The 21,886-nt window shown below is 61.6% G+C and carries 23 protein-coding genes, 1 tRNA gene and 1 pseudogene; 8 read left to right on the top strand and 17 right to left on the bottom strand.

Annotation, left to right across the window (positions count from 1 at the left end; all coding sequences use genetic code 11):
• Positions 1-26: 26 nt before the first annotated feature.
• The 5 genes from FQ755_RS13610 to FQ755_RS13590 all read right to left on the bottom strand — a co-directional run bounded on the left by FQ755_RS13610 (position 27) and on the right by FQ755_RS13590 (position 3,149).
• Positions 27-1,436 (bottom strand): YfjI family protein, encoded by a 1,410-nt coding sequence (locus FQ755_RS13610; RefSeq protein WP_260858563.1) that lies wholly within the window; start codon positions 1,434-1,436, stop codon positions 27-29.
• The gene (locus tag FQ755_RS13605) at positions 1,436-1,774 is read right to left on the bottom strand and encodes a hypothetical protein (RefSeq protein ID WP_144154961.1); all 339 of its coding nucleotides are present in this window, start codon (positions 1,772-1,774) and stop codon (positions 1,436-1,438) included. The genes FQ755_RS13610 and FQ755_RS13605 overlap by 1 nt, the downstream gene beginning before the upstream one ends.
• The gene (locus tag FQ755_RS13600; RefSeq protein ID WP_144154959.1) at positions 1,767-2,258 is read right to left on the bottom strand and encodes a hypothetical protein; all 492 of its coding nucleotides are present in this window, start codon (positions 2,256-2,258) and stop codon (positions 1,767-1,769) included. Before FQ755_RS13600 ends, FQ755_RS13605 begins: the two co-directional genes overlap by 8 nt.
• An 85-nt stretch (positions 2,259-2,343) precedes the next feature.
• On the bottom strand, positions 2,344-2,661 hold the full coding sequence (locus FQ755_RS13595; RefSeq protein WP_144154957.1) for a hypothetical protein: 318 nt from the start codon (positions 2,659-2,661) through the stop codon (positions 2,344-2,346).
• On the bottom strand, positions 2,658-3,149 hold the full coding sequence (locus tag FQ755_RS13590; protein ID WP_144154955.1) for a helix-turn-helix domain-containing protein: 492 nt from the start codon (positions 3,147-3,149) through the stop codon (positions 2,658-2,660). The genes FQ755_RS13595 and FQ755_RS13590 overlap by 4 nt, the downstream gene beginning before the upstream one ends.
• A gap of 102 nt (positions 3,150-3,251) precedes the next feature.
• On the opposite strand from FQ755_RS13590, the pseudogene FQ755_RS38110 reads away from it, so the two are divergent.
• Positions 3,252-3,466 (top strand): annotated as a pseudogene (locus FQ755_RS38110) (IS5/IS1182 family transposase); the annotation flags it as partial.
• Between the two features lie 14 nt (positions 3,467-3,480).
• On the opposite strand, the gene FQ755_RS13580 reads toward FQ755_RS38110, so the two are convergent.
• The 6 genes from FQ755_RS13580 to FQ755_RS13555 all read right to left on the bottom strand — a co-directional run bounded on the left by FQ755_RS13580 (position 3,481) and on the right by FQ755_RS13555 (position 7,698).
• Positions 3,481-4,092 (bottom strand): hypothetical protein, encoded by a 612-nt coding sequence (locus FQ755_RS13580; RefSeq protein ID WP_144154953.1) that lies wholly within the window; start codon positions 4,090-4,092, stop codon positions 3,481-3,483.
• A gap of 948 nt (positions 4,093-5,040) precedes the next feature.
• A tRNA-Ala gene (locus FQ755_RS13575) sits at positions 5,041-5,116 on the bottom strand.
• A 75-nt stretch (positions 5,117-5,191) separates the two neighbouring features.
• Positions 5,192-5,572, bottom strand: a complete 381-nt coding sequence (locus tag FQ755_RS13570; protein ID WP_144154951.1) for a c-type cytochrome — start codon at positions 5,570-5,572, stop codon at positions 5,192-5,194.
• Complete coding sequence (locus FQ755_RS13565; protein WP_144154949.1) at positions 5,569-6,363, bottom strand: BON domain-containing protein; 795 nt, start codon at positions 6,361-6,363, stop codon at positions 5,569-5,571. The genes FQ755_RS13570 and FQ755_RS13565 overlap by 4 nt, the downstream gene beginning before the upstream one ends.
• 20 nt (positions 6,364-6,383) lie before the next feature.
• Positions 6,384-6,971: a phosphoheptose isomerase gene (locus FQ755_RS13560; RefSeq protein WP_144154947.1), complete on the bottom strand. Its 588-nt coding sequence runs from the start codon at positions 6,969-6,971 to the stop codon at positions 6,384-6,386.
• A 235-nt stretch (positions 6,972-7,206) separates the two neighbouring features.
• Entirely contained in the window at positions 7,207-7,698 is a 492-nt protein-coding gene (locus tag FQ755_RS13555; RefSeq protein WP_409937493.1) for a YraN family protein, read from the bottom strand.
• Between the two features lie 37 nt (positions 7,699-7,735).
• Between FQ755_RS13555 and rsmI the strand changes: the two genes are divergently transcribed.
• Positions 7,736-8,617, top strand: coding sequence for a 16S rRNA (cytidine(1402)-2'-O)-methyltransferase (gene rsmI / locus FQ755_RS13550; RefSeq protein WP_144154943.1), 882 nt, complete (start codon positions 7,736-7,738; stop codon positions 8,615-8,617).
• Positions 8,618-8,665: 48 nt separating this feature from the next.
• Here rsmI and FQ755_RS13545 read toward each other — a convergent pair whose 3' ends face one another.
• The gene (locus FQ755_RS13545; protein WP_409937487.1) at positions 8,666-9,277 is read right to left on the bottom strand and encodes a septal ring lytic transglycosylase RlpA family protein; all 612 of its coding nucleotides are present in this window, start codon (positions 9,275-9,277) and stop codon (positions 8,666-8,668) included.
• 628 nt (positions 9,278-9,905) lie between these two features.
• Between FQ755_RS13545 and FQ755_RS13540 the strand changes: the two genes are divergently transcribed.
• The 3 genes from FQ755_RS13540 (at position 9,906) to FQ755_RS13530 (ending at position 11,717) form a co-directional block, all read left to right on the top strand.
• Positions 9,906-10,550 (top strand): MBL fold metallo-hydrolase, encoded by a 645-nt coding sequence (locus tag FQ755_RS13540; protein ID WP_144154939.1) that lies wholly within the window; start codon positions 9,906-9,908, stop codon positions 10,548-10,550.
• Positions 10,547-11,170 carry an exonuclease gene (locus FQ755_RS13535; RefSeq protein ID WP_144154937.1) on the top strand — a complete coding sequence of 208 codons (624 nt, stop codon included), beginning with the start codon at positions 10,547-10,549 and terminating at the stop codon, positions 11,168-11,170. The genes FQ755_RS13540 and FQ755_RS13535 overlap by 4 nt, the downstream gene beginning before the upstream one ends.
• A gap of 88 nt (positions 11,171-11,258) precedes the next feature.
• Positions 11,259-11,717, top strand: coding sequence for an Lrp/AsnC family transcriptional regulator (locus FQ755_RS13530; RefSeq protein ID WP_074263115.1), 459 nt, complete (start codon positions 11,259-11,261; stop codon positions 11,715-11,717).
• A 60-nt stretch (positions 11,718-11,777) separates the two neighbouring features.
• Here FQ755_RS13530 and FQ755_RS13525 read toward each other — a convergent pair whose 3' ends face one another.
• The 3 genes from FQ755_RS13525 to FQ755_RS13515 form a co-directional block, all read right to left on the bottom strand.
• Positions 11,778-13,031, bottom strand: a complete 1,254-nt coding sequence (locus FQ755_RS13525; RefSeq protein ID WP_144154935.1) for a cation diffusion facilitator family transporter — start codon at positions 13,029-13,031, stop codon at positions 11,778-11,780.
• 268 nt (positions 13,032-13,299) lie between these two features.
• Positions 13,300-13,599 carry an H-NS family nucleoid-associated regulatory protein gene (locus FQ755_RS13520; protein WP_144154933.1) on the bottom strand — a complete coding sequence of 100 codons (300 nt, stop codon included), beginning with the start codon at positions 13,597-13,599 and terminating at the stop codon, positions 13,300-13,302.
• A gap of 389 nt (positions 13,600-13,988) precedes the next feature.
• On the bottom strand, positions 13,989-14,657 hold the full coding sequence (locus FQ755_RS13515; RefSeq protein ID WP_144154931.1) for a HugZ family protein: 669 nt from the start codon (positions 14,655-14,657) through the stop codon (positions 13,989-13,991).
• 204 nt (positions 14,658-14,861) lie between these two features.
• On the opposite strand from FQ755_RS13515, the gene FQ755_RS13510 reads away from it, so the two are divergent.
• Together FQ755_RS13510 and FQ755_RS13505 are read left to right on the top strand one after the other, a co-directional pair.
• Entirely contained in the window at positions 14,862-16,073 is a 1,212-nt protein-coding gene (locus tag FQ755_RS13510; RefSeq protein ID WP_144154929.1) for an MFS transporter, read from the top strand.
• A 357-nt stretch (positions 16,074-16,430) separates the two neighbouring features.
• Positions 16,431-18,065: a collagen-like triple helix repeat-containing protein gene (locus tag FQ755_RS13505; RefSeq protein ID WP_144154927.1), complete on the top strand. Its 1,635-nt coding sequence runs from the start codon at positions 16,431-16,433 to the stop codon at positions 18,063-18,065.
• A gap of 129 nt (positions 18,066-18,194) precedes the next feature.
• On the opposite strand, the gene FQ755_RS13500 is transcribed toward FQ755_RS13505, so the two are convergent.
• Positions 18,195-19,199 (bottom strand): cupin-like domain-containing protein, encoded by a 1,005-nt coding sequence (locus FQ755_RS13500; protein WP_144154925.1) that lies wholly within the window; start codon positions 19,197-19,199, stop codon positions 18,195-18,197.
• A 146-nt stretch (positions 19,200-19,345) separates the two neighbouring features.
• Positions 19,346-20,491 (bottom strand): branched-chain amino acid ABC transporter substrate-binding protein, encoded by a 1,146-nt coding sequence (locus FQ755_RS13495; RefSeq protein WP_144154923.1) that lies wholly within the window; start codon positions 20,489-20,491, stop codon positions 19,346-19,348.
• 649 nt (positions 20,492-21,140) lie between these two features.
• On the opposite strand from FQ755_RS13495, the gene FQ755_RS13490 reads away from it, so the two are divergent.
• Positions 21,141-21,839 (top strand): dienelactone hydrolase family protein, encoded by a 699-nt coding sequence (locus FQ755_RS13490; RefSeq protein WP_144154921.1) that lies wholly within the window; start codon positions 21,141-21,143, stop codon positions 21,837-21,839.
• Positions 21,840-21,886: the final 47 nt, after the last annotated feature.

The following is a 21,886-nucleotide window of genomic DNA, read 5'->3' as shown; positions in this document are numbered from 1 at the left end:
ACGGCGAAGGGGGCATGCGGAGGTGATCAGACGAGGCGCGGTGGATAGCCGTGAGAACCCGAAGTGAATGCCCAAGGGTTCACGATCAGTTCGAACTTGATGACGCGATGACCGTTTTCCCTGCGAGGTCCGACCTGGGCGAAACCCTGGCCGCAGATCCACGTAATCGCCTCGACCATCTCGGCCTTCGACCATCCGAAGTTCTGCGCCCCCGCTTCAACATCGGCCTTCAGACAGCTCAGCGTATGCAGTCCGGCCTGGCGTGCGCTACCACACAGGGAGTCCAGCAGTCGCAGCCCACGTTGCACGACCTCAGGCACCGGCTTCGGCGGAAACACCGTTGCAAGCCAGCACGCTCCGAAGTATTCCGCGATCGTCACCGCCCGTATCATGGTGTCGGGGGACACCGAACCCTCGTAGTTCTCGAACACGTGCATGCAACCGGCAATCCGACGAGCGTTTGCGGCCAGACGAACAGCAAACACAATCGCGTCTCGCGGCGACAGCGCAGCGCTCGCCATGAACTGAAAACGCTCCTGGGCTTGCCGTAGGAACTGCTCGGCATCCGGCTCCACCTTGATCTCCGGCAGTTTGCTTACCGACGTCGACTGGAGCTTATGCCGTGCGCTCATAATCAGTTCGACAATCCGATGGTCGTAATCCAGCAGCGCGAATTCTGGCTGCTGATCTCCGGCTCCCTCGATCGCAAGCTCGTCGCTCTCCATCATCAGCAAGCGAAACAGGTAACCCGATTCAATGGCCTCCTTGCCATACTTGTCCAGCCATTCGCGATTTTTGTCGTCCTGCACATTGACGCAGGTGACTAAAATTGCGCTATCCGGTGCATGCTCTGCAAGAGCTTCATCGTCATCATCAGCGCGGTCAAACGGTGGCATATTGCTGTCGTACAGGTCACTCAGATCCTGAAATGAGCGACTGAGCGGACCGGCAAGATGGCCGCGCCCTTCCCCCATGCTGAGCATCGACAGAACCGAACCCGAACGAATCTTGCGCAGCAGTGTCGGGGGCAGCACGTTGTCGAACAGCCGGCTTTTTTTCCAGCCTTTCATCGCTTCGATGACGGGCTGATTGAGCCGGATGTGTGCCTCCGACTTGCCGCTCAGCCGCGCACCAGCGAACCGGATATGCAGGCTGAGCGGCATCGACCGGCCATTGCGATCACGGATGCGGAAGTTGCCCGAAACCGCGAATGACACCTTGCCGAGTACATTGGCGAGAACGGCCCCATAGCTCGACCCGCGAATGGCACGGCATTCGCATGCCGCACGGTACAGACCCGGCGTCAGGGCGCTGACAGCCTGTGGTAACGAAGGCGGGCAATAGCCTGCAGGCAGGTGGCCCACTGGCTGCGACAACGGACCGAAATTTGGCGAGGGCATAAAGCCCCCGCCCATTGGATAGGCGGGGGGAATCATCACGCGGTCACCTCGCCCTTCGCGCCAGCCTGCTGCGCATTCGGATGGGTATTAACGGGTGCCGTCACACCCTCGCCGGTCTCCGCGTTACCCTTAATTTGCGCGTACAGCGCTTCGGCGTCCTTTTTCGTTAACGATGGGCCGCCGTGCTCACGGATGAGTTTGACGATCGCCGACCAAGACCAATCTACCGCCAGAGCTGCATCGATCACCTGAACGAACGACAACAGACGTTCGGTCTTGACCTGCTTGCGCGACTTTTTTGAATTAACCGCGTGTAACGCACCAGCTACGTCAAGCTTCACGGTTTCGAGGTTCGTCTTCGTAGTCTTAGCCACGCTCGCCTCCTCGCACAGTCGAGACGAAACGGCGCTTACGCATATTGACCTTGCAGCGGCGGCGACCCGAAGACTGATTGGTGCGGTTCTCCATCAACAGAGCTTTGCAGTCGGAGATCTCACGCATGATGTAGGCCAGCGCTGCAGTTTGCTCGTTGAAATCCTCGCGAATCGTACCTTGCAAATGGTAAATCTGGTCATCGAGCTCGCACGTCGCATCGCGCACCACATCGGTGATGATTTCCCGAATCAGGTTATCAAGGCTCGCGGGCTCAGCATGGCTACCCTGATTAGCAAGCGCCTTGATGATCGAACTCTTCGACACGTCCGCGAAGACCTTGTCGCGGATGACATCGTAAAGCCCCGAGAACAGTGCGGCACGCTCGCGCTCACGCTTTGCCTTGGGCGATTCGAGAATACGGATCGCCTTCTTGAGCACCTCGATGTCGACCTTCGAGTCGTCAGATGAATTGTGTTTTGCCATGTTTTTTCCTTGCTTATCGTCCGCTTGCGCCACGCGGCTCAAGCGGACAGTCGTTATCTGTGATGTCGGGGTGGGCCGCGAAAGATTACGGACCAAAGAAACGCGGATCGAGCTCCACCACGAAGGTCCCGTTTCCTTCGTCCACGATGCGTGTCAGTCCGCTCTCGCAGAGCACGCGTAAACCACGGTCGACACCTTGCTTCGTGATGGCCAGATCCCGCCACACTGCGTGCCGCAGCTCGGTACGCTTGATCTTCAGGTGACCGGTGATCTCCACGTGCGCTTGCAGCCAATCTTTGACCTGCACTGCCTCGGCGTATTTGCGTGACATAATCGGCATAGCCACATACACCGGGAACTTACGTTCGGGGGTGGAATAGACGCCGGCTTGGGAAGTGATCATGCTGCCTCCAGCTTCGAGCGCACATCGGAAGCGCTGAAGTACCAGCGGCGGCCGAAGCGGCGGGGTTTCAAATCATGAAAATTGCCCTTTTGGGAAATCGCCTTGCGGATGCTCTGCGCTTCGCAGCGGAGATATTCGGCAGTCTCTTCGGTTGTCCAGTACGGAAGCGCTAGGAATGCCGGCGGCTCAATATACTTCTGGTGTGGAGCCGTCGGGCGGTTGACCGCCCCGGACGGCGCCGCTGCGGTTTCGTCGCAGACGTAGGTGCCGGGAAGGGGCATGCCAGACGGGGTTTCGTTGTCGGGCTGGTATTGCGCCAGCAGCGTGGCCCGCAGGCCGCTCACCCCCGTCATGCGGGGCGGTGCTCCCGCCAGCTTTTGGTGCTTCTGCATCGTTGTCATTACTTTCCTCATCAAGAACCGTTGCAACATTGGTTTCGCTTCACGCATCGGAATGGCCATCAATCGAAGCTGATGGCCTTTGTTCAATGCGATTCGCTTGAGGGGAAAGTTATTTCGAACGATAGAAGAAGGCGATAGCTGTCGCCCTAACTGGGACTAAACCGTCCTATAACGTCGTTAGACGGTCAGTTGACAGCCGCCCACCGCCGCCACGACATTTGCGACAAAGACTGCGCTTGCTGGAGTCGCTCCTGCCAGTGGGTGGGGCGGGAGCATCGCTCATGACGACGGGCGCCTCATCAACGCGGTGTTCGTGATCCTGCGCTCAGGGACACCCCGGCGGAATCTGCCGCCGGACTACGGTGACGGGAGACACACGCCGGCATTTTTGCCGCTGGCGCGACAGCAACACCAGCAACTATATTTTTTTGGGTTCGATAAATTTCTTTACGGCACGGCGGGTCAACACATGCGTACCATTAGTGCGATAGACGATGTCATTCCCCTTCACATCGACTAGCATGGGATAGGTTTTCTGAAAATGCTGGCCGCTCATTGCTGCGGCGTTCATTCCTGCGGCGTTCATTCCTGCGGCGTTCATTGCTGCGGCGTTCATTGCCGCGGCAATCTTTGCCATGTTGTATAGAATCGGCCAGACCGCATCGATGTCGGTACGTGAAAAGCCCTGACTCTCCGCGAAGTCTTGAGCTTTCTGAACTGCTCGCTTAGCGGCGAACTGCTTTCCCTTCGGGGGAGTGATTTGTTTCACTCTTCTACGCTGCGGGAGCCCTAGTTCCCGCCGAACATCGGGGTCGATAGCAAGCTCATCAACGAGCTTGATGAGTTCGCCTTGGAGCGTCTCCTCTAAGCGGCGCGTAAACTCCTGCTGATTAGCTTCGACTCTCAAGTTGCACTGCGTTATGTGCTCACGAAGAGTGCTATTCGTATGTGCGGCCGTCGCGGGAGACGTCATGAATTGATCTGCGTCTATGCCAGCGTCGGTGTAAAAGCCTTCGTCTTTCTTCTTCATCGCTGCTGTCGCCTCGCGGTCAAAGACAAGTTGGGTGCCCTTAACGTGCTGCAAAAATGAAACCGTTTTGTCAAATCGAAGCGGCCGGGATAATGATCGCCGCGAACAAGTTTACAAAAACCTGTGCGGGAATGATTCTCGTACCTGCGCGAGCAGATGTCCTGGCTGACGAGACCAAGCTCCAGCGTGGTCTTGACGATCGAAGCGATCGCTGCCGACAATCTATCGTCTGGCGGGATAGCTACCTGCAGCGATTTAGTCAGAGCCATCGAGACCGCGCTTCCTGCTAGTTCGCTGCGCAACCCCAATTGCACCAGACTCGACGGGCGTCGGAGAATCGTTCATTGCATACGTTGAGAAGACTTGACGATCAAGACCTACGCCCCTGCAAGAAGTCTCGGCGCAGTCGGCGGAGGATATTATTGTTCGCCGAGACGATCAACGTCCTTTCCATGGGCGTCCAGTCCGGACGGTCAAGGTAGTCCGTCTACGGCATAAAGCCGCTTTGCGGCTGATTGTTCGTCTGGCAATCAGTTGTTCGCCATAGTTCCGCCGCCGCTTTTTGGGAAACTCCGCCATGCCTGAAACGGCGCGTCCTAGTGCGCTTGCGAGGCGAGATATGCCAGAGCCTGGCGAACCTACTGACTGGCCTCCAACTAGCCGCGGCGGCGCCTACCGTGCTACAGATCGTGAACGCTATCGCTGCGGGTTCGACCGCACCCCAATCATCCACCACGTGGTGCTGCCGACCAGCTGACTCGCTTGATGCATCGCTAAACTACTGCGGCAGGAAATTTGGCTAAACGAGCAAAGGAGGGGCTACGTGCCCTACTCGTCGCATGAAACGACATGGATCAAAGTTGACCAAATCCAGTTACACAGCGCTTACATGAGCCACGCCAGTAAAAAATGGTTACAGGCAAATCAGCCGTAACCCTTTGATTTTGCTGGTGGAGGAGAGGAGGATCGAACTCCCGACCTTCGCATTGCGAACGCGACGCTCTCCCAGCTGAGCTACCCCCCCATCGACAAACGATTCTAGCACAAGGTTTTTCGCTTTTGCCAAGCCACGCCGACGCCCTTGAGCGCCGTCAATACGTCACTTCGAAGGCGCCCCCGCGAGCACCCAGTCCACCACGGCCCGGATATCCGCATCGCTCATCGCCGGATGCGCGGGCATCGGAATCGCGCCCCATACACCCGAGCCGCCGTTCTTCACCTTGAGCGCCAGCTTCGTCGCCGCCTGCGCATCGCCCTTATACTTCGCCGCGATCTGCTGAAACGACGGCCCCACGAGCTTGCGATCCACTGCGTGACATCCCATGCACGCATTCGAACTCGCGATAATCTGACCGCGCGGCGTGCCGTCGGCATACGCCGGAATGGTCAAAGCAACGCCCAGCGCAAGCGTGACACTCGCACCCAGCAAACTCCGCGCAAAAACCCGCCGCACAAAACCGCTCACGACGCCCTGCTTCATTGGCTAACCTGCGGATTGCCCGGATGCACCTGATTCGAATTCGTCACCGGCGCCGGCTGCTGCTGATCGAGCGGACGCGAACTCACCGACGTATCCGGCACCGCGCCAACCGTCGCGTCGGTGGTAGGCGGTGGCGGCGGCGCGACCGGCTCGCTGGACGCGGCCGAAGTACCCGCTGTCGCGGCATCTTGCGGCAGGATGTACTGGAACACCTTCACCACCTGCGTCACGCCAGGCACGCGGCTCGCCACGTCGGCGCCGCGCGCGCCTTCATCGCGGGTAACCAGCCCCATCAGGTAGACCGAGCCGTTTTCGCACACCACCTTGAAGTTGTTTGCCGAAATATTCTTCTCGGCAATCAGCGCTGTCTTGACGCGTGTTTCAAGGTACGAATCGTTGGTCCGCGAGGACAGGTCGGCGCCAGGCTGAATCGTCAATTCGTTCACAATCGAAGTGACGTTATTCAGATTGCGAACGATCTGCTCCGCCTTCTGCTTCGACGCGTCGTTCGGCACTTCGCCGGTTAGCAGCACGCGGCGATTGAATACCGTCACGTTGACATGCGCCGCATCCGGCAGATTCTGGTTGATCTGCGCGATCGACTTCACCTGAATCTCGCGATCCTCGGTTTGCGCGCCGACCGTGCGCCGGTCGGTCGCCACCAGCGCCCCGCCGCCGGCCGCGCCGGCCACCAGCAAAAAGCAGCCTTGCAGTGTCGCGGACAGACCCGCCGCCAGCCCCACCACCAGGGTGGTCCTCACCAACGTCGTCTTGATGCGAAATACGCTCATCAACTAGCTCTCCTTCGGAATCAGTCTTCGCCCAGCAACATGGCATCGATGCCGTCGCACAGACAATGGATGGTCAGCAAATGCACTTCCTGAATACGCGCCGTGCGATCGGACGGCACGCAAATATGGATGTCGGTATCGGCTAACACGTCATGCGCCTTGCCGCCGCCCTTGCCCGTCAACGCCACGACGATCATCTCGCGCTCGTGCGCGGCCTCGACTGCGGCCAGTACGTTCGCCGAGTTGCCCGAGGTCGTGATGGCCAGCAACACGTCGCCGGGTTGACCGAGCGCCCAGACCTGCTTCGAGAAGATCTGCTCGAACGCGTAGTCGTTGGCGATGGCGGTGAGGACGGAGCTGTCGGTGCTCAGCGCAATCGCGGGCAAGCCGGGTCGTTCGCGTTCGAAGCGGCCCATCAGTTCCGCTGCGAAATGTTGTGCGTCGGCAGCGGATCCACCGTTGCCACACGCAAGAATGCGGTTGCCGTTGGCAAGCGCCATGAACATCGTGTCGATCGCTGCGGCAATCGGCATCGACAGGGTTTCCAGGGCTTCGAGCTTGACCGCCGCGCTGTCGCGGAAGTGCTGTTGAATGCGTTCGACTGACATCGAGTCTCTATCTTTTACCGCGTATGGACCGCTCTCGCGCGCCCTGTTGTGACGACATGTTGTACTGACTAACGGTTTAACGGCGGGTTTAACAGCGGGTGTAACGGCGCGCTTAACCGCGAACATAACCGTGCGGGCAGCGCCCATACGTCCCCGCTTCGCAAATCGCGCGACGCCGTGTCACCGCACGCGAGCGCAAGTTTATCGCACTCAGGCGTCATATCCGCGCGGCCGTTCAGACTTCGTCGGCGCGAAACGCGTCTCGCAACCAGACGAGGCGGCCGGCTTCGAAGGCGACCACATCGAAACGGCAGGCCGGCGCGTCGCTCACACGCGTAGCCAGATAATGCCGCGCGGCGCGCACGATCCGTTGCCGCTTCTGCCAGCCGATGCTCGCGGCCGCGCCGCCATAGTGCCGTTGCGCCCGCGCCCGCACTTCGACGAACACCAGCGAGCCGTCGCGTTCACGCATCACCAGATCGATCTCGCCACCGCGGCAGGCCACATTGCGCGCCACCAGACGCAACCGCTGACGCTGCAAAAACACCAGCGCGTGTGCTTCGAACGCCGCTCCGACGTCTTTTGACACAGCGCGTCCTGAAAAGTTGTGAGCACCGGGTCGCAGCGGCGGGCGTCGAGTGTCGTGTTCCGCGGGCACGTTACGTTTGCCAGGCACCCGCTCAGGCTCACGCCCTTCGCCCGGCCGCTCTGCCGCTGCGTGGCACAATGTCGGCCTTGCTTCGTCTGTCTGCGTCTTCTGCCTCATGACCCCTCTCTCCGAACTTGCGCAAGGGCAGCAATATCCCGCTGCCGCGCTCTATGTGGTGGCGACGCCGATCGGCAACGTCGCGGACATCACGCTGCGCGCGCTGCACGTACTCGGACTCGTGGACCGCATCGCCGCCGAGGACACCCGCAACACCGGTCAACTGCTCGCCCGCTACGGCATCTCGAAACCGCTCCTCGCCGTGCATCAGCACAACGAACGCGCGGCAGCGCTGCGCATCGTCGAGCATCTGCAGGCGGGCGAACGGGTCGCCTACGTGTCCGACGCCGGCACGCCCGGCATCTCGGACCCCGGCGCCAAGCTCGTGGACGCCGTGCGCGAAGCCGGCTTTCCGGTGATTCCGCTGCCCGGCGCGAGCGCGCTCGCCACGGCGCTATCCGCCGCGGGCGATTGGGTCGCTACGTTCTCGTTCCTCGGTTTTTTGCCGCCCAAGCCGAAGCAGCGCGCGGCAACCCTGCAGGCGCTCGTGACGCATCCTCACGCAATGGTCTTCTACGAAGCGCCGCATCGCATCGTGGAGACGGTCGAAGCGCTGGCCGAAGCATTCGGCGGCGCGCGCAAGCTGCTCATCGCACGTGAACTGACGAAGTTACATGAGGCGCTGCATCAATGCACCCTGGCCGAAGGGCCAACGTGGCTGGCAGCGGATGCCAACCGCCAGCGCGGCGAATTCGTGCTGGTGGTGGAAGGCGCGCAGCAGGAAGCCGCCGGCGAACACGATCACGACGCGCTGCTGGGCATCCTGCTGGAAGAATTGACGGTGAGTAGCGCAGCGAAGGTCGCGGCGGCTATCACGGGCGCGTCGCGCAACGCGTTGTACACGCGGGCGCTGGCGCTGAAGAAAGACGAAGAAGACTAAAAGCCGGCGGCAGGGCGCACCTAGCACGCACCTGCCGCCCTGGTTACATCATTTGTTGACCTCACTGCTGCCGTTCGACGCCAGCATCTCGGCGCGTTCCGCCTTGGCCTGCTGTTGCGTCAGGCCTTCGATCTGGACGCGTGCCGTGCCGGCGTGCTGCATATGCAGCGCGGTAGCGGCCGCCAGCGACAGATCGATCACCCGGCCGCGCGCGAACGGGCCGCGGTCGTTGATGCGCACGATTACCGAGCTGTCGTTAGCCGGATTCGTGACGCGCACGTAAGAACCCAGCGGCAGCGTGCGGTGCGCGGCAGTGAGCGCGTGCATGTCGTAGCGCTCGCCGTTCGCCGTGCGGCGGCCGTGGAAGAACCTGCCGTACCAGGAGGCGCGGCCGGTTTCGTGGAAACCGGCCACATTGGGACCGGTTTCGGTGAGCGGCTGGGCGTCGGCAAGTGACGTGCCGTTTGCGCCCGCAACCGGTGCAGCGGGTGTGCCAAAGGCCTGCGGCGCGAAGGTGCCGGCGTCGCCCGCCTGCACGCTCTTCGTGCTGAGCGGCGGGCTGTTGCTTGCCTGGTTGTCGGCGTTCGGAGGGATGGCGCACCCTGCGAGCACAAAAAAGGCAAAAAGACTCCCCAGACTGCGGGATGACCGAGTTTTCATAAGACGTAAAATCACAATGTCGAGCCGCATCACGCGATAGCTGCGTGTTGCTGCGACTCCGGCGAAAAACGAACGACCACGCGCCGCGCTAAAAAAGCGCAGTACGCTGAAGTACGCACGCGGCACACTCTGCCGCTCCCGCACGGTTAATTTTCACGTCTGGCGCAACCTGTCCCCGGCAGCCTGACCAGACCCCACAAGCCGCCATCGAACGTGGCAAACACGTTCTTGCTCGCCAGACAACAGCGCGCAGGAACGGCGGCGTAGGCCCCATCCAGCGTCACGGCAGAAGGCCGTTGCAGGCGCGTGGCACCTGGCTGGACAAGACGTGCGCATCGGACGCATCCGATGCTGGATTTGCCGTCAACAACAACTCAAGACGGCACTTACTTGACGACGATCAACGCCCCCTTTATGTGGGGACGCATCGTCCTGTGGCGGTACGGTCTCCCGTACACATGAGCGCATTATACCCAAAACACAATTTTGGGATGGCAAGCGCCTGATAGCTTTGATGAATTTTCACTATTGCTGCAAAAATAGGCCGCGCGCACTGGCCATTCGGCCGATCGGCGACGGCTTGGTAGCACCGGTACAATCAACGTTTTTGCAGCGGCCTACCGTCCTCATGAAAGTCACTCTGATCCCTGTCACCCCGTTCCAGCAGAATTGTTCGCTGCTTGTTTGCGAGGCGACGGGACGCGCCGCCGTCGTCGATCCGGGCGGCGATCTCGAGATCATCCAGGGTGAGGTCGAGCGGCAGAACGTGTCGGTCGAAAAGGTTTTCCTCACGCACGGCCACATCGACCATTGCGCCGGCGCGAAGACCCTTGCCACCCACTACGGCGTGCCGATCGACGGCCCGCATCCGGACGAAAGTTTCTGGCTCGACAAACTGCCCGATCAGAGCACGCGCTTCGGCTTTCCGGCGGCGCAGGCCTTCGAGCCGGACCGCTGGCTGCAGGACGGCGACACGGTCCAGTTCGGCAACGAGACGCTGGAGGTTTATCACTGTCCGGGGCATACGCCGGGCCACGTGATTTTCTTTAGCCGCGCGCATCGGCTCGCGCTGGTGGGCGACGTGCTGTTCGCCGGTTCGATCGGCCGCACGGATTTTCCGCGCGGCAATCACGCCGACCTGATCCGCTCGATCCGCGACAAGCTCTGGCCGCTCGGCGACGACGTCACCTTCGTCCCCGGTCATGGCCCGACCTCGACGTTCGGCGCCGAGCGTCGCACGAACCCGTATGTCGCCGATGGAGTGAGTGCATGAGCGCTGAAATCTATGTGAGCACCGACGTCGAAGCGGACGGTCCGATTCCGGGTCCGCATTCCATGCTCAGTTTCGCCTCGGCCGCGTACACGGAGGACAAGCAGCTCATCGGCACCTTCTCGGCGAACCTCGAAGTGCTGGAAGGCTCGAGCCCTCATCCGGTCCAGGAAGCCTGGTGGAAGACCCAGCCCGAGGCATGGGCCGCGTGCCGCCTCGATCTGCAACAGCCGGCCAAGGCATTGACAGACTATGTGACCTGGGTCGAGGCGCTGCCGGGCAAGCCGGTTTTCGTCGCCATGCCAGCCGGTTTCGATTTCACCTTCATGTTCTGGTACATGATGCGCTTCACCGGCCGCTGCCCGTTCTCGTGGTCCGCACTCGACATCAAGACGCTCGCCTTCGCCATGACCGGCCTGCCTTACCGCAAGTGCATCAAGCCGCGTCTGCCGCAGCGCTGGTTCGACGATCATCCGCACACCCACGTCGCGCTCGACGACGCGATCGAACAAGGCGCACTTTTCTGCAACATGCTCGCCGAACTGCGCGCCACCCAGGCCGCCACAGCGGCCAAAGATGGGGACGGCTCAGGGCAAAACGCCGCCATCAAACCGGCAAATTAGTTAATCTGCCTCGCCAAAGCCGTTTTACATTGCGTTTCGTTTTCGCGGCCTCTACTATTAGGACCATGGCATGCCAACGGAGGCGCAGTTGACACTCGATACGTTCTCGCAAAAGATCCTGCGCCTGCTGCAGCTCGACGCTCGCCGGTCGGTGCAGGAGATATCCGACCAGGTCGGCCTCTCCAGCACGCCGTGCTGGCGGCGCATCAAGGATATGGAGCAATCGGGGGTGATCCAGCGCTACACGGCGTTGCTGGATCGCGAAAAGCTCGGACTGCATGTCTGCGCGCTCGCTCATATCCATCTGACGCGGCACACGGAAGGCGGGGTCGAACAGTTCGAGCGGGAAATCGCCACCTGTCCCGAAGTCACGGAGTGCTACAGCACCACCGGCGAATCCGACTACATTCTTAAGATCGTCGCGCCCGACATCAAGGCATACGACGCGTTTCTGCACGAACGGATCTTCAAGATTCCGGCGGTCGCGCAGGTTCGAACAAGCGTCGTGCTGCGCGAAATCAAGTTCGACACGCAACTGCCACTTTGAGAGTCTGATGACGGCGGCCGTGCTGCTTTGCCGGCATGGGTCGCTGCAACCCGGCCTGTTTCAGGCGACGTCGTGACGCTCGGAAACGGGCAGGACGGGCGAAATGGGCGCTTCGGCGGCTTCGTTAGTCTGACCTCGTGGCGCGTCGATAGCCGTATCCGACGCCAAAGCCCTCAACACACCCACATGCCGTGCGCCCAGACGGCGCTTCAACTCCGCGAGGTCTAACTGAGCCAGCCGCTCGGCGTCGCTTTCGTGAGCATCGGGCGCGCTGGCGGGCAAGGTGACGTCGACGTCGAGGCCCGTGCTCAGGTAGTGGATGTTGACCGCGGCCGCACGCTCGCCCTGCCGGGCCAGCGCGGCATCGACTGCTGCGACCACCTGCTCGCGCGGCGGCAGATCGACCGGTGGCCGCGCCAGTGCATCGTTTTCCGGATCGACGTGAATCAGCGCATCCAGCACGCGGCTGTCTGTCAGTACACGCGAGCGCGCCGACTCCGCAATGTAGTGACCTTCCGACACCGAGATCAGCGGATTGACCAGGATGTGCGCATCGACCAGCGCGAAGTCACCCATCTTGCGCGTGCGCAGCTCGTGCACGTCGCGCACACCGGGCGTCGATAGCAGGAGCTTGCGCACGTCGGCCGCTGCGGCGTCGTCGAGCGCGCGGTCGGACAGGTCCTGCAGCGCGTCCCAGCCGAAGGTCCAGCCCATCCGCGCGACCATGAAGCCCACGATCGCCGCCGCGATCGGATCGAGCAGTCGCACGCCGGCCAGACTGCCGAGAATGCCGAGCGCCACCACGAGCGACGACGCTGCATCCGAGCGCGCGTGCCACGCATTGGCGATCAACATGGCTGAGCGCACGCGTTGTGCTTCGCGCAGCATGTAGCGGAACAGCGCCTCTTTGGAAACGAGTACCAATACCGCCACGGCGAGCGCGCTCAAGTGAACCGCGGGAATATCCTGCAAATCGGCAAGCCGCGTTCCGGCCCGCCACAGCATGCCGACGCCCACCGCGATTAACAATGCTCCAAGAAACAGAGAAGCAACTGTTTCATAACGGCTGTGACCATAATTGTGATCGGCGTCCGGTTCCGCGCCGCTGTGACGATTGGCAATTAGTACGACAAAATCGGAGATCAGATCGGCAAGCGAGTGCACGCCGTCCGCGACGAGTGCCTGCGAATGGGCAATCACGCCGATGACAATTTGCAGCGTCATCAACACCGTATTGAGCGCAATACTCACAAAGGTGCTTTTACGCGCAACGTGATGTTTTTCCGCGGATTGGGCGGCGAGAGTAGAAAGCATGCAAGCGTATGGAGTTTTTCAATGCCTGAATTCTAACCGTCGCCTCATGACAAATCGCGGATTATCTAAAAAATTCTCTTTGAAATCAGATGCTTATCCGAACGAGAAGCATTCGTGTTCCGATTCGACGAGAGGCGGGGTTCACAGTAATAAGAAGTCCCATACTGCAAGCCAACGCCTGCTTTCAAAAACAAAAAAACCGCGCACCTTGAGGGTTGCGCGGTTCTTTGGCCCGCAGCACGCTAACGCGCGCGCCGGGATACTGCAGTTAACGCGTGATCAGAAATTTCTCACGATCCTGACCGGCGATCCAACGCGGCGGCTTGCCACGGCCGGACCAGGTGCTGCCGCTGTCCGGGTCGCGATATTTCGGCGCGACGCCCGCACGCGGACGACCGACTTTCGCAGCCTTACCACGACCGCCGCCCAATTCGGCCAGCGTAATGCCATAGTCGGCCATCTTCTGTTTGATCTCGTTCAACACTTCCGCGTATTCGCGCGACTTTGCTTCTTCGATCTGCTGTTCCAACTTCTCTCGCTGAGCGAGTAGTTCCTTGTAGGATGACATAGGTTCCCTTATGGTTTCGATAAATGACTACCGGTCTAAGCCGGCTTGCCCTTTGAAGGTGTTCATGCCTCGGAATTTGCAGGCGAGATTAACACAAAATGGAAAGCCTCGAAAAGTCCCATTCTTAAATTAATTATGTTTCGTTTCAAAAAATTTCATTAACCTGCGCTGAACCAAGTCTTTCATTTACCTCTTTTTCGCAGCTTATGGAAAAGTCAGCGTCAACTTGGGTGAATATCTCAATTTCATTCCCAAATTATGAAAATTGATATGAAATTTGGGCGAGAACATTTCATGAGATGACAGCTTCCCATGTAACGTTCACGTAAAAAAGAGATAACCAGGTGCCGGTGCGTCGAAAGCTCGGTGTTTTCCCGCGATACTGGCCGTCACGAAGCACGCTTATTTCTAGCGATGCAATCTTCGAGTGCCGCATGCAAGAATTCGATATCTTTAGCGGCCGTCTCGAATATGAAACGGTTTCGCACCGTGCGGATCTTCAGATCCGCGCCGTAACGGTCCACGCCTAATAATTCGAGATGTTCTGGCCGCTGTGGATACGTCTCGAAAAAAGCCAGTAAGGTTTCTTCTTCGTCGCAAGAGAGAGGTTCGAGGGTGTCGAGTTCAGCGCCATCGAGCCAGCCCATTGCGCCAAAGCCGCCGATAAAACGCATCCGCTCCAGCGACATCGTCCAGAAGCTGAAGTCGCCGAGCGCGAGGTAGCGCGCGGCGTCCGGGTGATAACGCAGGTAACGGCGCGCGAGGGCCGGCGACGCATCAATCGGCTCGAACGCGCCGAGCAGCGTGAGCCGTTGCCCGTTGAGCACGTCGTCATCGGGTGCGTGGGAAACGAGAAATCCCGCTCGCGGATCGGCCTGCAGATTACGTGTGTGTTCGGCGAGACGGCTAATCAGGATAGTCGGACGATGCCGGGAATCAGGCGCGAACGGCAGGATCGACGGATACGGAAAACCCTCGGGCTGGCGCGAATGCGTCGCGAGCGTGCCGGTGGCGACCTGATGCAGCAGATGAAGCGGAGCGTGAGCGGGGATATTCAAGGCGCGTCCTCGGTGGATGGCGAACCGTCGGCAGACGTCGTGCCGCGACGCGTGCCCGTCATTCGAAACCGGCTACATAAATGAGGTGAATATTAGTGCAGCACAAGCCTGCAGGGCCCCGGTTGCTTCGTTAGAATCGGAACTTCGCTTTCGGGCGGCTTTCTTGACAGCGCCCGTTTCCCGACTCCTCCCCACGAGATTTCCGTGTCCGACCGCCCTTCCGACGTCTCCTCGCTGCCCGCCGCCCACCGCGATCTGCCGGCCGCCGCGCTGCGTCGCGCCCATTACGCGACCATGGCGCTCTTCTTCATCGCCGGGATGATATATGCGTCGTGGGGGGTGCACGTGCCGACCGTGCGCGATCGCTTCCATCTGAATCCGGCGCTGCTGTCCGTGGCGTTGCTGGCGGTGGCGGTGGGCTCGATCACCGCCATGGTGACCAATGCGTCATGGATCGCCAGGGTAGGCACGCGCCGCGCGTGTCTCGCCGGCGGCCTGGCGATGGCGGTCTGCGCGGCCTTGATTCTCGTCGTGCCCGCCTATTGGCTGCTGCTGATCGTGCTCGCCATCTTTGGCGCGGGAATGGCGACGCTCGACGTGGCGATGAACGCGGAAGCCAGCGCTGTCGAGCAGACCTTAGGACGGCCGATCATGTCGTCGCTGCACGGCATGTTCAGTGTCGGCGGGATGGCGGGGGCGGCTGTCGGCGGCGCGTTGCTGTCGCGCGGGATGGCGCCTGCCGTGCATCTTCTGCTGGCCGCGACGCTCTGCGCCGTTGTCCTGCTGATTGCCTGCCCGGCTGTCCTGCCGCACGTGCCGCAGGCCGACCATCCCGATTCTGCGACGCCGCGCGCCAACCGCTGGCGCTCTACCGCGCTGTGGGCTCTGGGGGCGACGGCGCTGGTCGCGCTGATCGCCGAAGGGGCGATGTACGACTGGGCCACGGTCTATATGCGCGACGTCGTGCTCGCCACGCCGGCGCTCGCGAGCGCGGCCTACGCGGCGTTTTCGGGCGGCATGGCGGCGGCCCGCTTCGGCGGCGATGCCGTGCGCGCCCGTTTCGGCGCGCCACAACTGGTAATGGCCAGCGCCTCGCTCGCATGCGCGGGGATGATCGGCGCGCTGCTGCTGCCCTATCCGTTCGCCGCGCTGACCGGCTTCACGCTGATGGGTCTCGGCCTCGCGAACATGATGCCGGTGCTGTTCGCGGCGGCGGCGCGAGTCGAAGGCATTCATGCGGCCGAAGGGCTCGCACATGTGGCGGGGCTCGCGTATTTCGGACTGCTGCTCGGGCCGGTGATTATCGGCGCGGTCACGCAAATGACGAGTCTGCCGATCGGGCTGTCGGTGGTGGCGATGTGCGCGGCGCTAATCGCGTTCGCCGGGCCGAAGGTTTTGCGGCGGCTGAAGATCTGAGTCCGGACGATGCGGTGGAGGGTTCGACGGTGGGATTCGGCGGTGAGCTTCGGCGGTGGGCTTCGGCGCTGAGCTTCGGCGGTGGCCTTCGGCGGTGGGCTTCGACGGCGTGACGTGAGGCGGCATGCAGGTGGCGTAGCGCGAGACCGGCGGCGTTTCGCGTTACGTTACGCACGCTGGCTACAAGGGTTCTGTTCCGCGACACATGGGCGTCCGTTGCGGCGGCGCGGATCGACGCAGCAGCCCGCTGGCCCTTGATTCTTCTAGGTTTGTTCTGCATGCCTGAGCACTTTGCACAAATGGCATAGGCCTTGCAGTTAGCTCCCCTATTCAGTTTAAAGACAGGGGAGCTAAAACATGAAACGCAATTTCCAGATGACGGCTATCGCCATGTGCGTGTCGTCGGTGATGATCCTTCAAGGTTGTGGAAGCACGGTCAATAAACCGCCGACGGTTGGCAGCGGCGCGGGCGGCGGGACCGTGACGGGCGGCGGTGGTGGCGGAGGTGCTGGCGCGGGCGGCGGCACGCCTACGCCTACGCCGACGCCGACGCCGACGCCGACGCCGACGCCGACGCCGACGCCCACGCCCACGCCCACGCCCACGCCAACACCAACACCAACACCCACGCCTACGCCGACACCCACGCCAACACCGACGCCGACACCCACGCCAACTCCGACGCCTACGCCGACGCCTACGCCAACACCGACGCCAACACCGACGCCAACACCGACGCCTACGCCTACGCCTACGCCAACACCCACACCCACGCCAACCAGCGCCAACCCCATCGGCGTAGTCGTTCAAAACACGGGCAACGTCGTCACCGCGACCGGCAAGACGGTCTCGTCCATCGGCAGCCAGATCGGCCTCACGCCGATCCCCGGCGGCAACCCGGCGACCTCCACCGCGCTCGGCAATGTCCTGTCGAACCTCGGCAATGGCGTTACCGCGGTCGGCATGGGTGCGACCAACGGCCTCGGCCAGCTAGGCGCTTCGGCCAATCCGCTCGGCGTCACACTGTCGAGCAGCGGTAACCTCGTCTACGACGCGGGCCAGGCCGTCAACAGCACCGGCCAGCTCGTCACCAGCCTCGGCTCCGGCCCGACCGCGCCGCTCAGCCCGTTGACGGCACCGCTCGGCGCCACCGTCTCCACGCTCGGCAACGCTGTCAGCGGCCTCGGCACCAAGCTCGGCACCACGCTCTCGACAGGACCGATCGAACAGGTGACGCAAACGGTGAGCACCGCCATCACGCCCATCACGACCACGCTCGCCCAGACCACCCAGACCATCGGCAACACCACCGGTCTGGGCGCGCCGCTCGACGGCCTGCTGTCGACCATCGGTCACGGACTGGACAGCGCCGGCGGCAAGCTCAGCAGCGCGACCGGCAACCCGATCGGCGAGAACCTGGGCAATGTCGTCACCCGGCTCGGCAACACCGTCACGTCCGCCGGCGGCCTGCTGACCGGCGGCTCGGGCGGCAATCCGCTGGCGCCGATCACCGGCATCCTCACTGGCGCCACCAACCCGTTAAGCGGGACGCCGCTCGCGCCGCTCACCAGCATCCTCACCGCTTTGCCCGGCACGCTGAGCGGTGGTCTCACCGGCGGCGGTTCAGGCAATCCGCTCGCGCCGATCACCGGCGTGCTGACCTCGGTGACGTCGTCGCTGACGGGCGCCCTGAGCGGCGCCTCGGGCGGCTCGGGTAATCCGCTGGCGCCAGTCACCTCGGCCATCTCGTCATTGACCAGCGCGCTGGGTTCGGTGACCGGAAGCGTGACTGTGTCGGGTTCGGCTAGCGCCAGCGGGTCGGCGACTGCCAGCACGGCCAACTTGCTGGCGCCGGTCACGGGCCTCGTGTCCTCACTCACCAGCGGACTGACGGGCGCAACCTCCAGCAGCAGCACAGGCAGCAGCACAGGCAGCAGCAACTCAGGTAGCAACTCAGGCGGCCTGCTCGGCGGGCTCGCAGCAAAGAAGTAACCGGCAACAAAAACGGCAGCAAATAAAAACAGCAGTACCAGGGGGGACGGCGGACCGGGCAACCGGTTCGCCGTTTTTTATGGACCCGGCGCGAGCACTCGCGTGTCCGCGTCCCGGCGCATTGCACGCCTAGAGTTCGTGATAGGTGTCGTAGGTATCGCAGAAATCGTTGCGTGCGACGAAGTTTGTGTACGTCATCGTGACGGACGGTTCGAGCCCTTCCACGTAGTGCCACCAGCCGATCGGCAGGAACAGCAGGTCGCCCGGACCGATCGTGCATTCGATCAGATTCGCCTGCTGCAGCGCCGGAAATCGCGCTATATCGATAGCACTGCCATCTACCTGTGAATAGCAGTGCAGATCGTTATACATTCGCGGCGTGTCCGACATCGGCACCAGCCTGATCAGCTTGCGTCCCATCACCTGCGCCATGAAGTTGTTGGTCAGGTCATGGTGAAACGGCGTCTTCGTGCCGGCCGGACCGAACCAGAAAAAGCCGCTGTCGCCCGATGCTGGATCGAGATATTCGCAAATGGTCGGCACGTCCGGCCACAAAGCCGCCAGCGACTCGCGATTGCGCGAGGTGTTGTTCGCCGTCATATAGAAATCGTTGGTCGCGCCGCTGCCCGCGACCAGATCGACATAATCGCGAAACCGCATGATCCGCTTCAGCTTCGGCTGGTTGATTTCATAGTTCGGATCGGAATTGCGGCCAAACTGCACTTCCACTTCGCAATCGCCGCAACGCTCGCGAAAATAATCGAAATTCCACTGCGTGCGCGCCGGCCACGAATCGAATGCGCCGGTGATAATCACCGGCCGGTTCTGAAAGTAGTACTGCTCAAAGAATTCGTCGCGCGAGAGCCGCTCGCGCCGTTCGACCGTGTTGCCGCTTGCCCGCATGCGGCTCAGCTCACCATATACGGAAAGGGTCCAGTCGCGCTTGCGCAGACGGTTGCGCAGACGCGTGCCGCCCTGGAGATAAGGACTGGCGAGCGCGGCGTCGACTTCGCGGGTTGCCTCGTCGGCATCGAATCCATGTTGCACGAGCGCCGCCTGTAGCGCGGGCCCCGGCGCGCCTAGCAAGAGATTTTCGGCTATCCAGCGACGCCAGTCGTCGATTGATCGGCTCATGGTTTTCTCCCCCTGTTTTGATGTCGTCCTGTCGTTAGACTCTCATGCAGCCGCCCAAAAGAAAAGGCACGCGTTTTAAAAAAACGCGTGCCTTAAATCGTCCGAACGACGGCAGGCAAAATACCCGCCGTCATGCGTCGTGATAATTACATCTTGACCACGTCGAGCAGCGTCTTCTTGCCGCCCTTGTAGTCATACAGCGAGATCACGCCGTGCTGCAGGTCGCCGTGCGAATCGAACGTCGTTTCGCCAATCACGCCCTTGTAGTCGGTCGTCGGCATGGCTGCCAGGATCTTTGCCGGATCCGTCGAGTTAGCACGCTTCATAGCGTCGACGATGATGTACACCGCGTCATACGTGAACGGAGCGTAAATCTGGATCGGCTGGCCATAACGCTTTTGGTACTTGGCTTCGAACGCCTTGCCGCCAGCCATCTTCTCGAGCGCCATACCGGCTTCCGAGCAGACGATGTTGTCGGTTGCGTCGCCGGCCAGATCGGACAGGCCGTCGGTACACACGCCGTCACCCGCCAGAACCTTGGCGCGCAGGCCGAGCTGCTTGGCTTGCTTGGCGAACGGGCCGCCGGTTGCGTCCATGCCGCCGTACATGATGGCGTCAGGATTTTCACCCTTGATCTTCGTCAGAATGGCGCGGAAATCGACCGCCTTGTCGTTGGTCGCGTCATGCGACACCACGTTCAGGCCGAGCGACTTGGCGGTCTTCTCGAATTCGTTTGCAAGGCCTTGACCGTAAGCGGTCGAGTCGTCGACGATCGCGACGCTCTTCACCTTCAGTTCCTTGGCTGCATAGTTAGCCAGTGCCGGGCCTTGTTGCGCATCGGTCGCCACGACGCGATACGTCGTCTTGAAGCCCTGCTGCGTGTACGCCGGGTTCGTTGCCGACGGCGAGATCTGCACGATGCCTGCATCGCTATAGATCTTCGAAGCCGGAATCGAGGTGCCCGAGTTCAGGTGACCGACCACGGCGACAACCTTGTCGTCGACCAGCTTCTGTGCAACTTGCGTTGCCGTACGCGGGTCGGCTGCGTCGTCTTGTGCGTCGAGTTGCAGCGTGACCTTCTGGCCGCCAATCGTCAGACCCTTGGCGTTGATTTCTTCAACCGCCAGACGAGCGCCGTTTTCGTTGTCTTTACCCAGGTGAGCAATACCGCCGGTAAGCGGTGCGACGTGGCCGATCTTGACGACCTCGTCCGCCACCGCGCCCGTTGCCAACGACGCAAACAACATGGCCGCAGCGCTAATCGGCAACAGCTTTTGAATCTTGATGTTCATGTAAGTCTCCAGTTTCGGTCCCAAAAACAACGTAATCGCCCTGTGCCCCCGCTTCCTTCTCGTGTCGCTCAATCCCGTGGACGACCACGCCGGTTGCATCGTTATGCACTTGGCCAGCACGCACACCAATCTGTTTATGGCAGGGCGGCTATGCGTACTTGCGCGCAAGTGTAGGCCATCAAATTAATTTGTGGGATTTTTTTGAGGAAGTGGGATCAACACCAATAGCGTTTATCCCACAAGGTCGAATGGAGAACCGACCGGTTTGCCGGAAAGCGCCAGCCCGTGCGGGTTTGCGCCAGGCAGGCCGGTTTTGGGGCGGTTCCGCTAAAAGGCTTTTTGACGCGCAAACGGTTAAATGGCTGATTAAAGATAGAGCCGCCGAAACGAACCTGCCACAAGGCGCGGCTATGCTCGATTCAGCTTGCTCGATTCAACTTGCTCAATTCGCAGCCGCATTGACCCTTCCATTGGCCTGTGCATTTGCCCCGCCCGGTCAGCGGATTGCGTATGCCGCGAGCTTGCCGCGCCAATCATCTCGCCTGGCGGCGCTCCGGGACTCACTGCACGGCGTTTCTTTTAGTGGCAAACTGACCGCCCGCTGCGGGCTCTGAGCGCCCGTACCCACCGTAATTTGAAGGAGAGCGACGTGAGCGTGACTTCCCGATGGATCGACATCCCGGCCGGCAATGAGAGTTTCCAGGGCTATCTGGCGCTGCCCAAAGGCGGCAAGGGGCCGGCCGTCATCATCATTCAGGAAATCTTCGGCGTGAACAGCCATATCCGCGCGGTCGCCGACCAATACGCGCAGGACGGCTACGTGGCGCTCGCGCCGGACATCTTCTGGCGCACCCAGCCGCGCGTCGAGCTGACCTATGCCGGCGCCGATCGCGACAGGGGCATCGAAATCCTGCAGAAGACCGACGTGGGTCTCGCCGTGGCCGATATCGGCGCCACCGCGGCCGCGCTGCGCGCCATGCCGGAAGTGACGGGCAAGGTGGCGGCCATCGGCTACTGCTTCGGCGGACGCCTCGCGTATCTGGCCGCGGCGCAGAACTCGATCGACCTCGGCGTGAGCTACTACGGCGGCGGCATCCAGAACCTGCTCGACGAAGCGGCCAAGATCAAGGTGCCGATGCAATTCCACTACGGCGAACTCGACCACGGCATTCCGCTGGAAGCGGTGGGCCAGGTGCAGGAACGTTTCGCCGGACGCGGCGACGCGGAATTCCACATCTACCCGAACGCCGACCACGGCTTCAACTGCACGGACCGCGCGTCCTATAACCAGCACGCCGCCGCGCTGGCCCACGGCCGCACCTTGACGTTCCTCGGCGAACGCCTGTAATCCGGCTACGCCGGCGATACGGCACGCACGCCACCCGGCGGCGTGCC

The sequence above is a fragment of the Paraburkholderia sp. BCC1885 genome, from assembly GCF_900996235.1.
GTDB lineage: Bacteria > Pseudomonadota > Gammaproteobacteria > Burkholderiales > Burkholderiaceae > Paraburkholderia.
Note: the sequence above shows the minus strand (reverse complement) of the source record. Positions and strands in the feature narration are given on the sequence as shown.

Bases quoted from the DNA above. Each gene is read 5' to 3' on its own strand.
- FQ755_RS13565 (WP_144154949.1), bottom strand. From the start codon at position 6,363: ATGAGCGTATTTCGCATCAAGACGACGTTGGTGAGGACCACCCTGGTG.
- FQ755_RS13500 (WP_144154925.1), bottom strand. From the start codon at position 19,199: ATGAGCCGATCAATCGACGACTGGCGTCGCTGGATAGCCGAAAATCTC.
- FQ755_RS13610 (WP_260858563.1), bottom strand. From the start codon at position 1,436: ATGATTCCCCCCGCCTATCCAATGGGCGGGGGCTTTATGCCCTCGCCA.
- FQ755_RS13595 (WP_144154957.1), bottom strand. From the start codon at position 2,661: ATGATCACTTCCCAAGCCGGCGTCTATTCCACCCCCGAACGTAAGTTC.
- FQ755_RS13495 (WP_144154923.1), bottom strand. From the start codon at position 20,491: ATGAACATCAAGATTCAAAAGCTGTTGCCGATTAGCGCTGCGGCCATG.
- rsmI (WP_144154943.1), top strand. From the start codon at position 7,736: ATGACCCCTCTCTCCGAACTTGCGCAAGGGCAGCAATATCCCGCTGCC.
- FQ755_RS13520 (WP_144154933.1), bottom strand. From the start codon at position 13,599: ATGTCATCCTACAAGGAACTACTCGCTCAGCGAGAGAAGTTGGAACAG.
- FQ755_RS13600 (WP_144154959.1), bottom strand. From the start codon at position 2,258: ATGGCAAAACACAATTCATCTGACGACTCGAAGGTCGACATCGAGGTG.
- FQ755_RS13570 (WP_144154951.1), bottom strand. From the start codon at position 5,572: ATGAAGCAGGGCGTCGTGAGCGGTTTTGTGCGGCGGGTTTTTGCGCGG.
- FQ755_RS13560 (WP_144154947.1), bottom strand. From the start codon at position 6,971: ATGTCAGTCGAACGCATTCAACAGCACTTCCGCGACAGCGCGGCGGTC.
- FQ755_RS13580 (WP_144154953.1), bottom strand. From the start codon at position 4,092: ATGAAGAAGAAAGACGAAGGCTTTTACACCGACGCTGGCATAGACGCA.
- FQ755_RS13545 (WP_409937487.1), bottom strand. From the start codon at position 9,277: ATGAAAACTCGGTCATCCCGCAGTCTGGGGAGTCTTTTTGCCTTTTTT.
- FQ755_RS13540 (WP_144154939.1), top strand. From the start codon at position 9,906: ATGAAAGTCACTCTGATCCCTGTCACCCCGTTCCAGCAGAATTGTTCG.
- FQ755_RS13505 (WP_144154927.1), top strand. From the start codon at position 16,431: ATGAAACGCAATTTCCAGATGACGGCTATCGCCATGTGCGTGTCGTCG.
- FQ755_RS13525 (WP_144154935.1), bottom strand. From the start codon at position 13,031: ATGCTTTCTACTCTCGCCGCCCAATCCGCGGAAAAACATCACGTTGCG.
- FQ755_RS13535 (WP_144154937.1), top strand. From the start codon at position 10,547: ATGAGCGCTGAAATCTATGTGAGCACCGACGTCGAAGCGGACGGTCCG.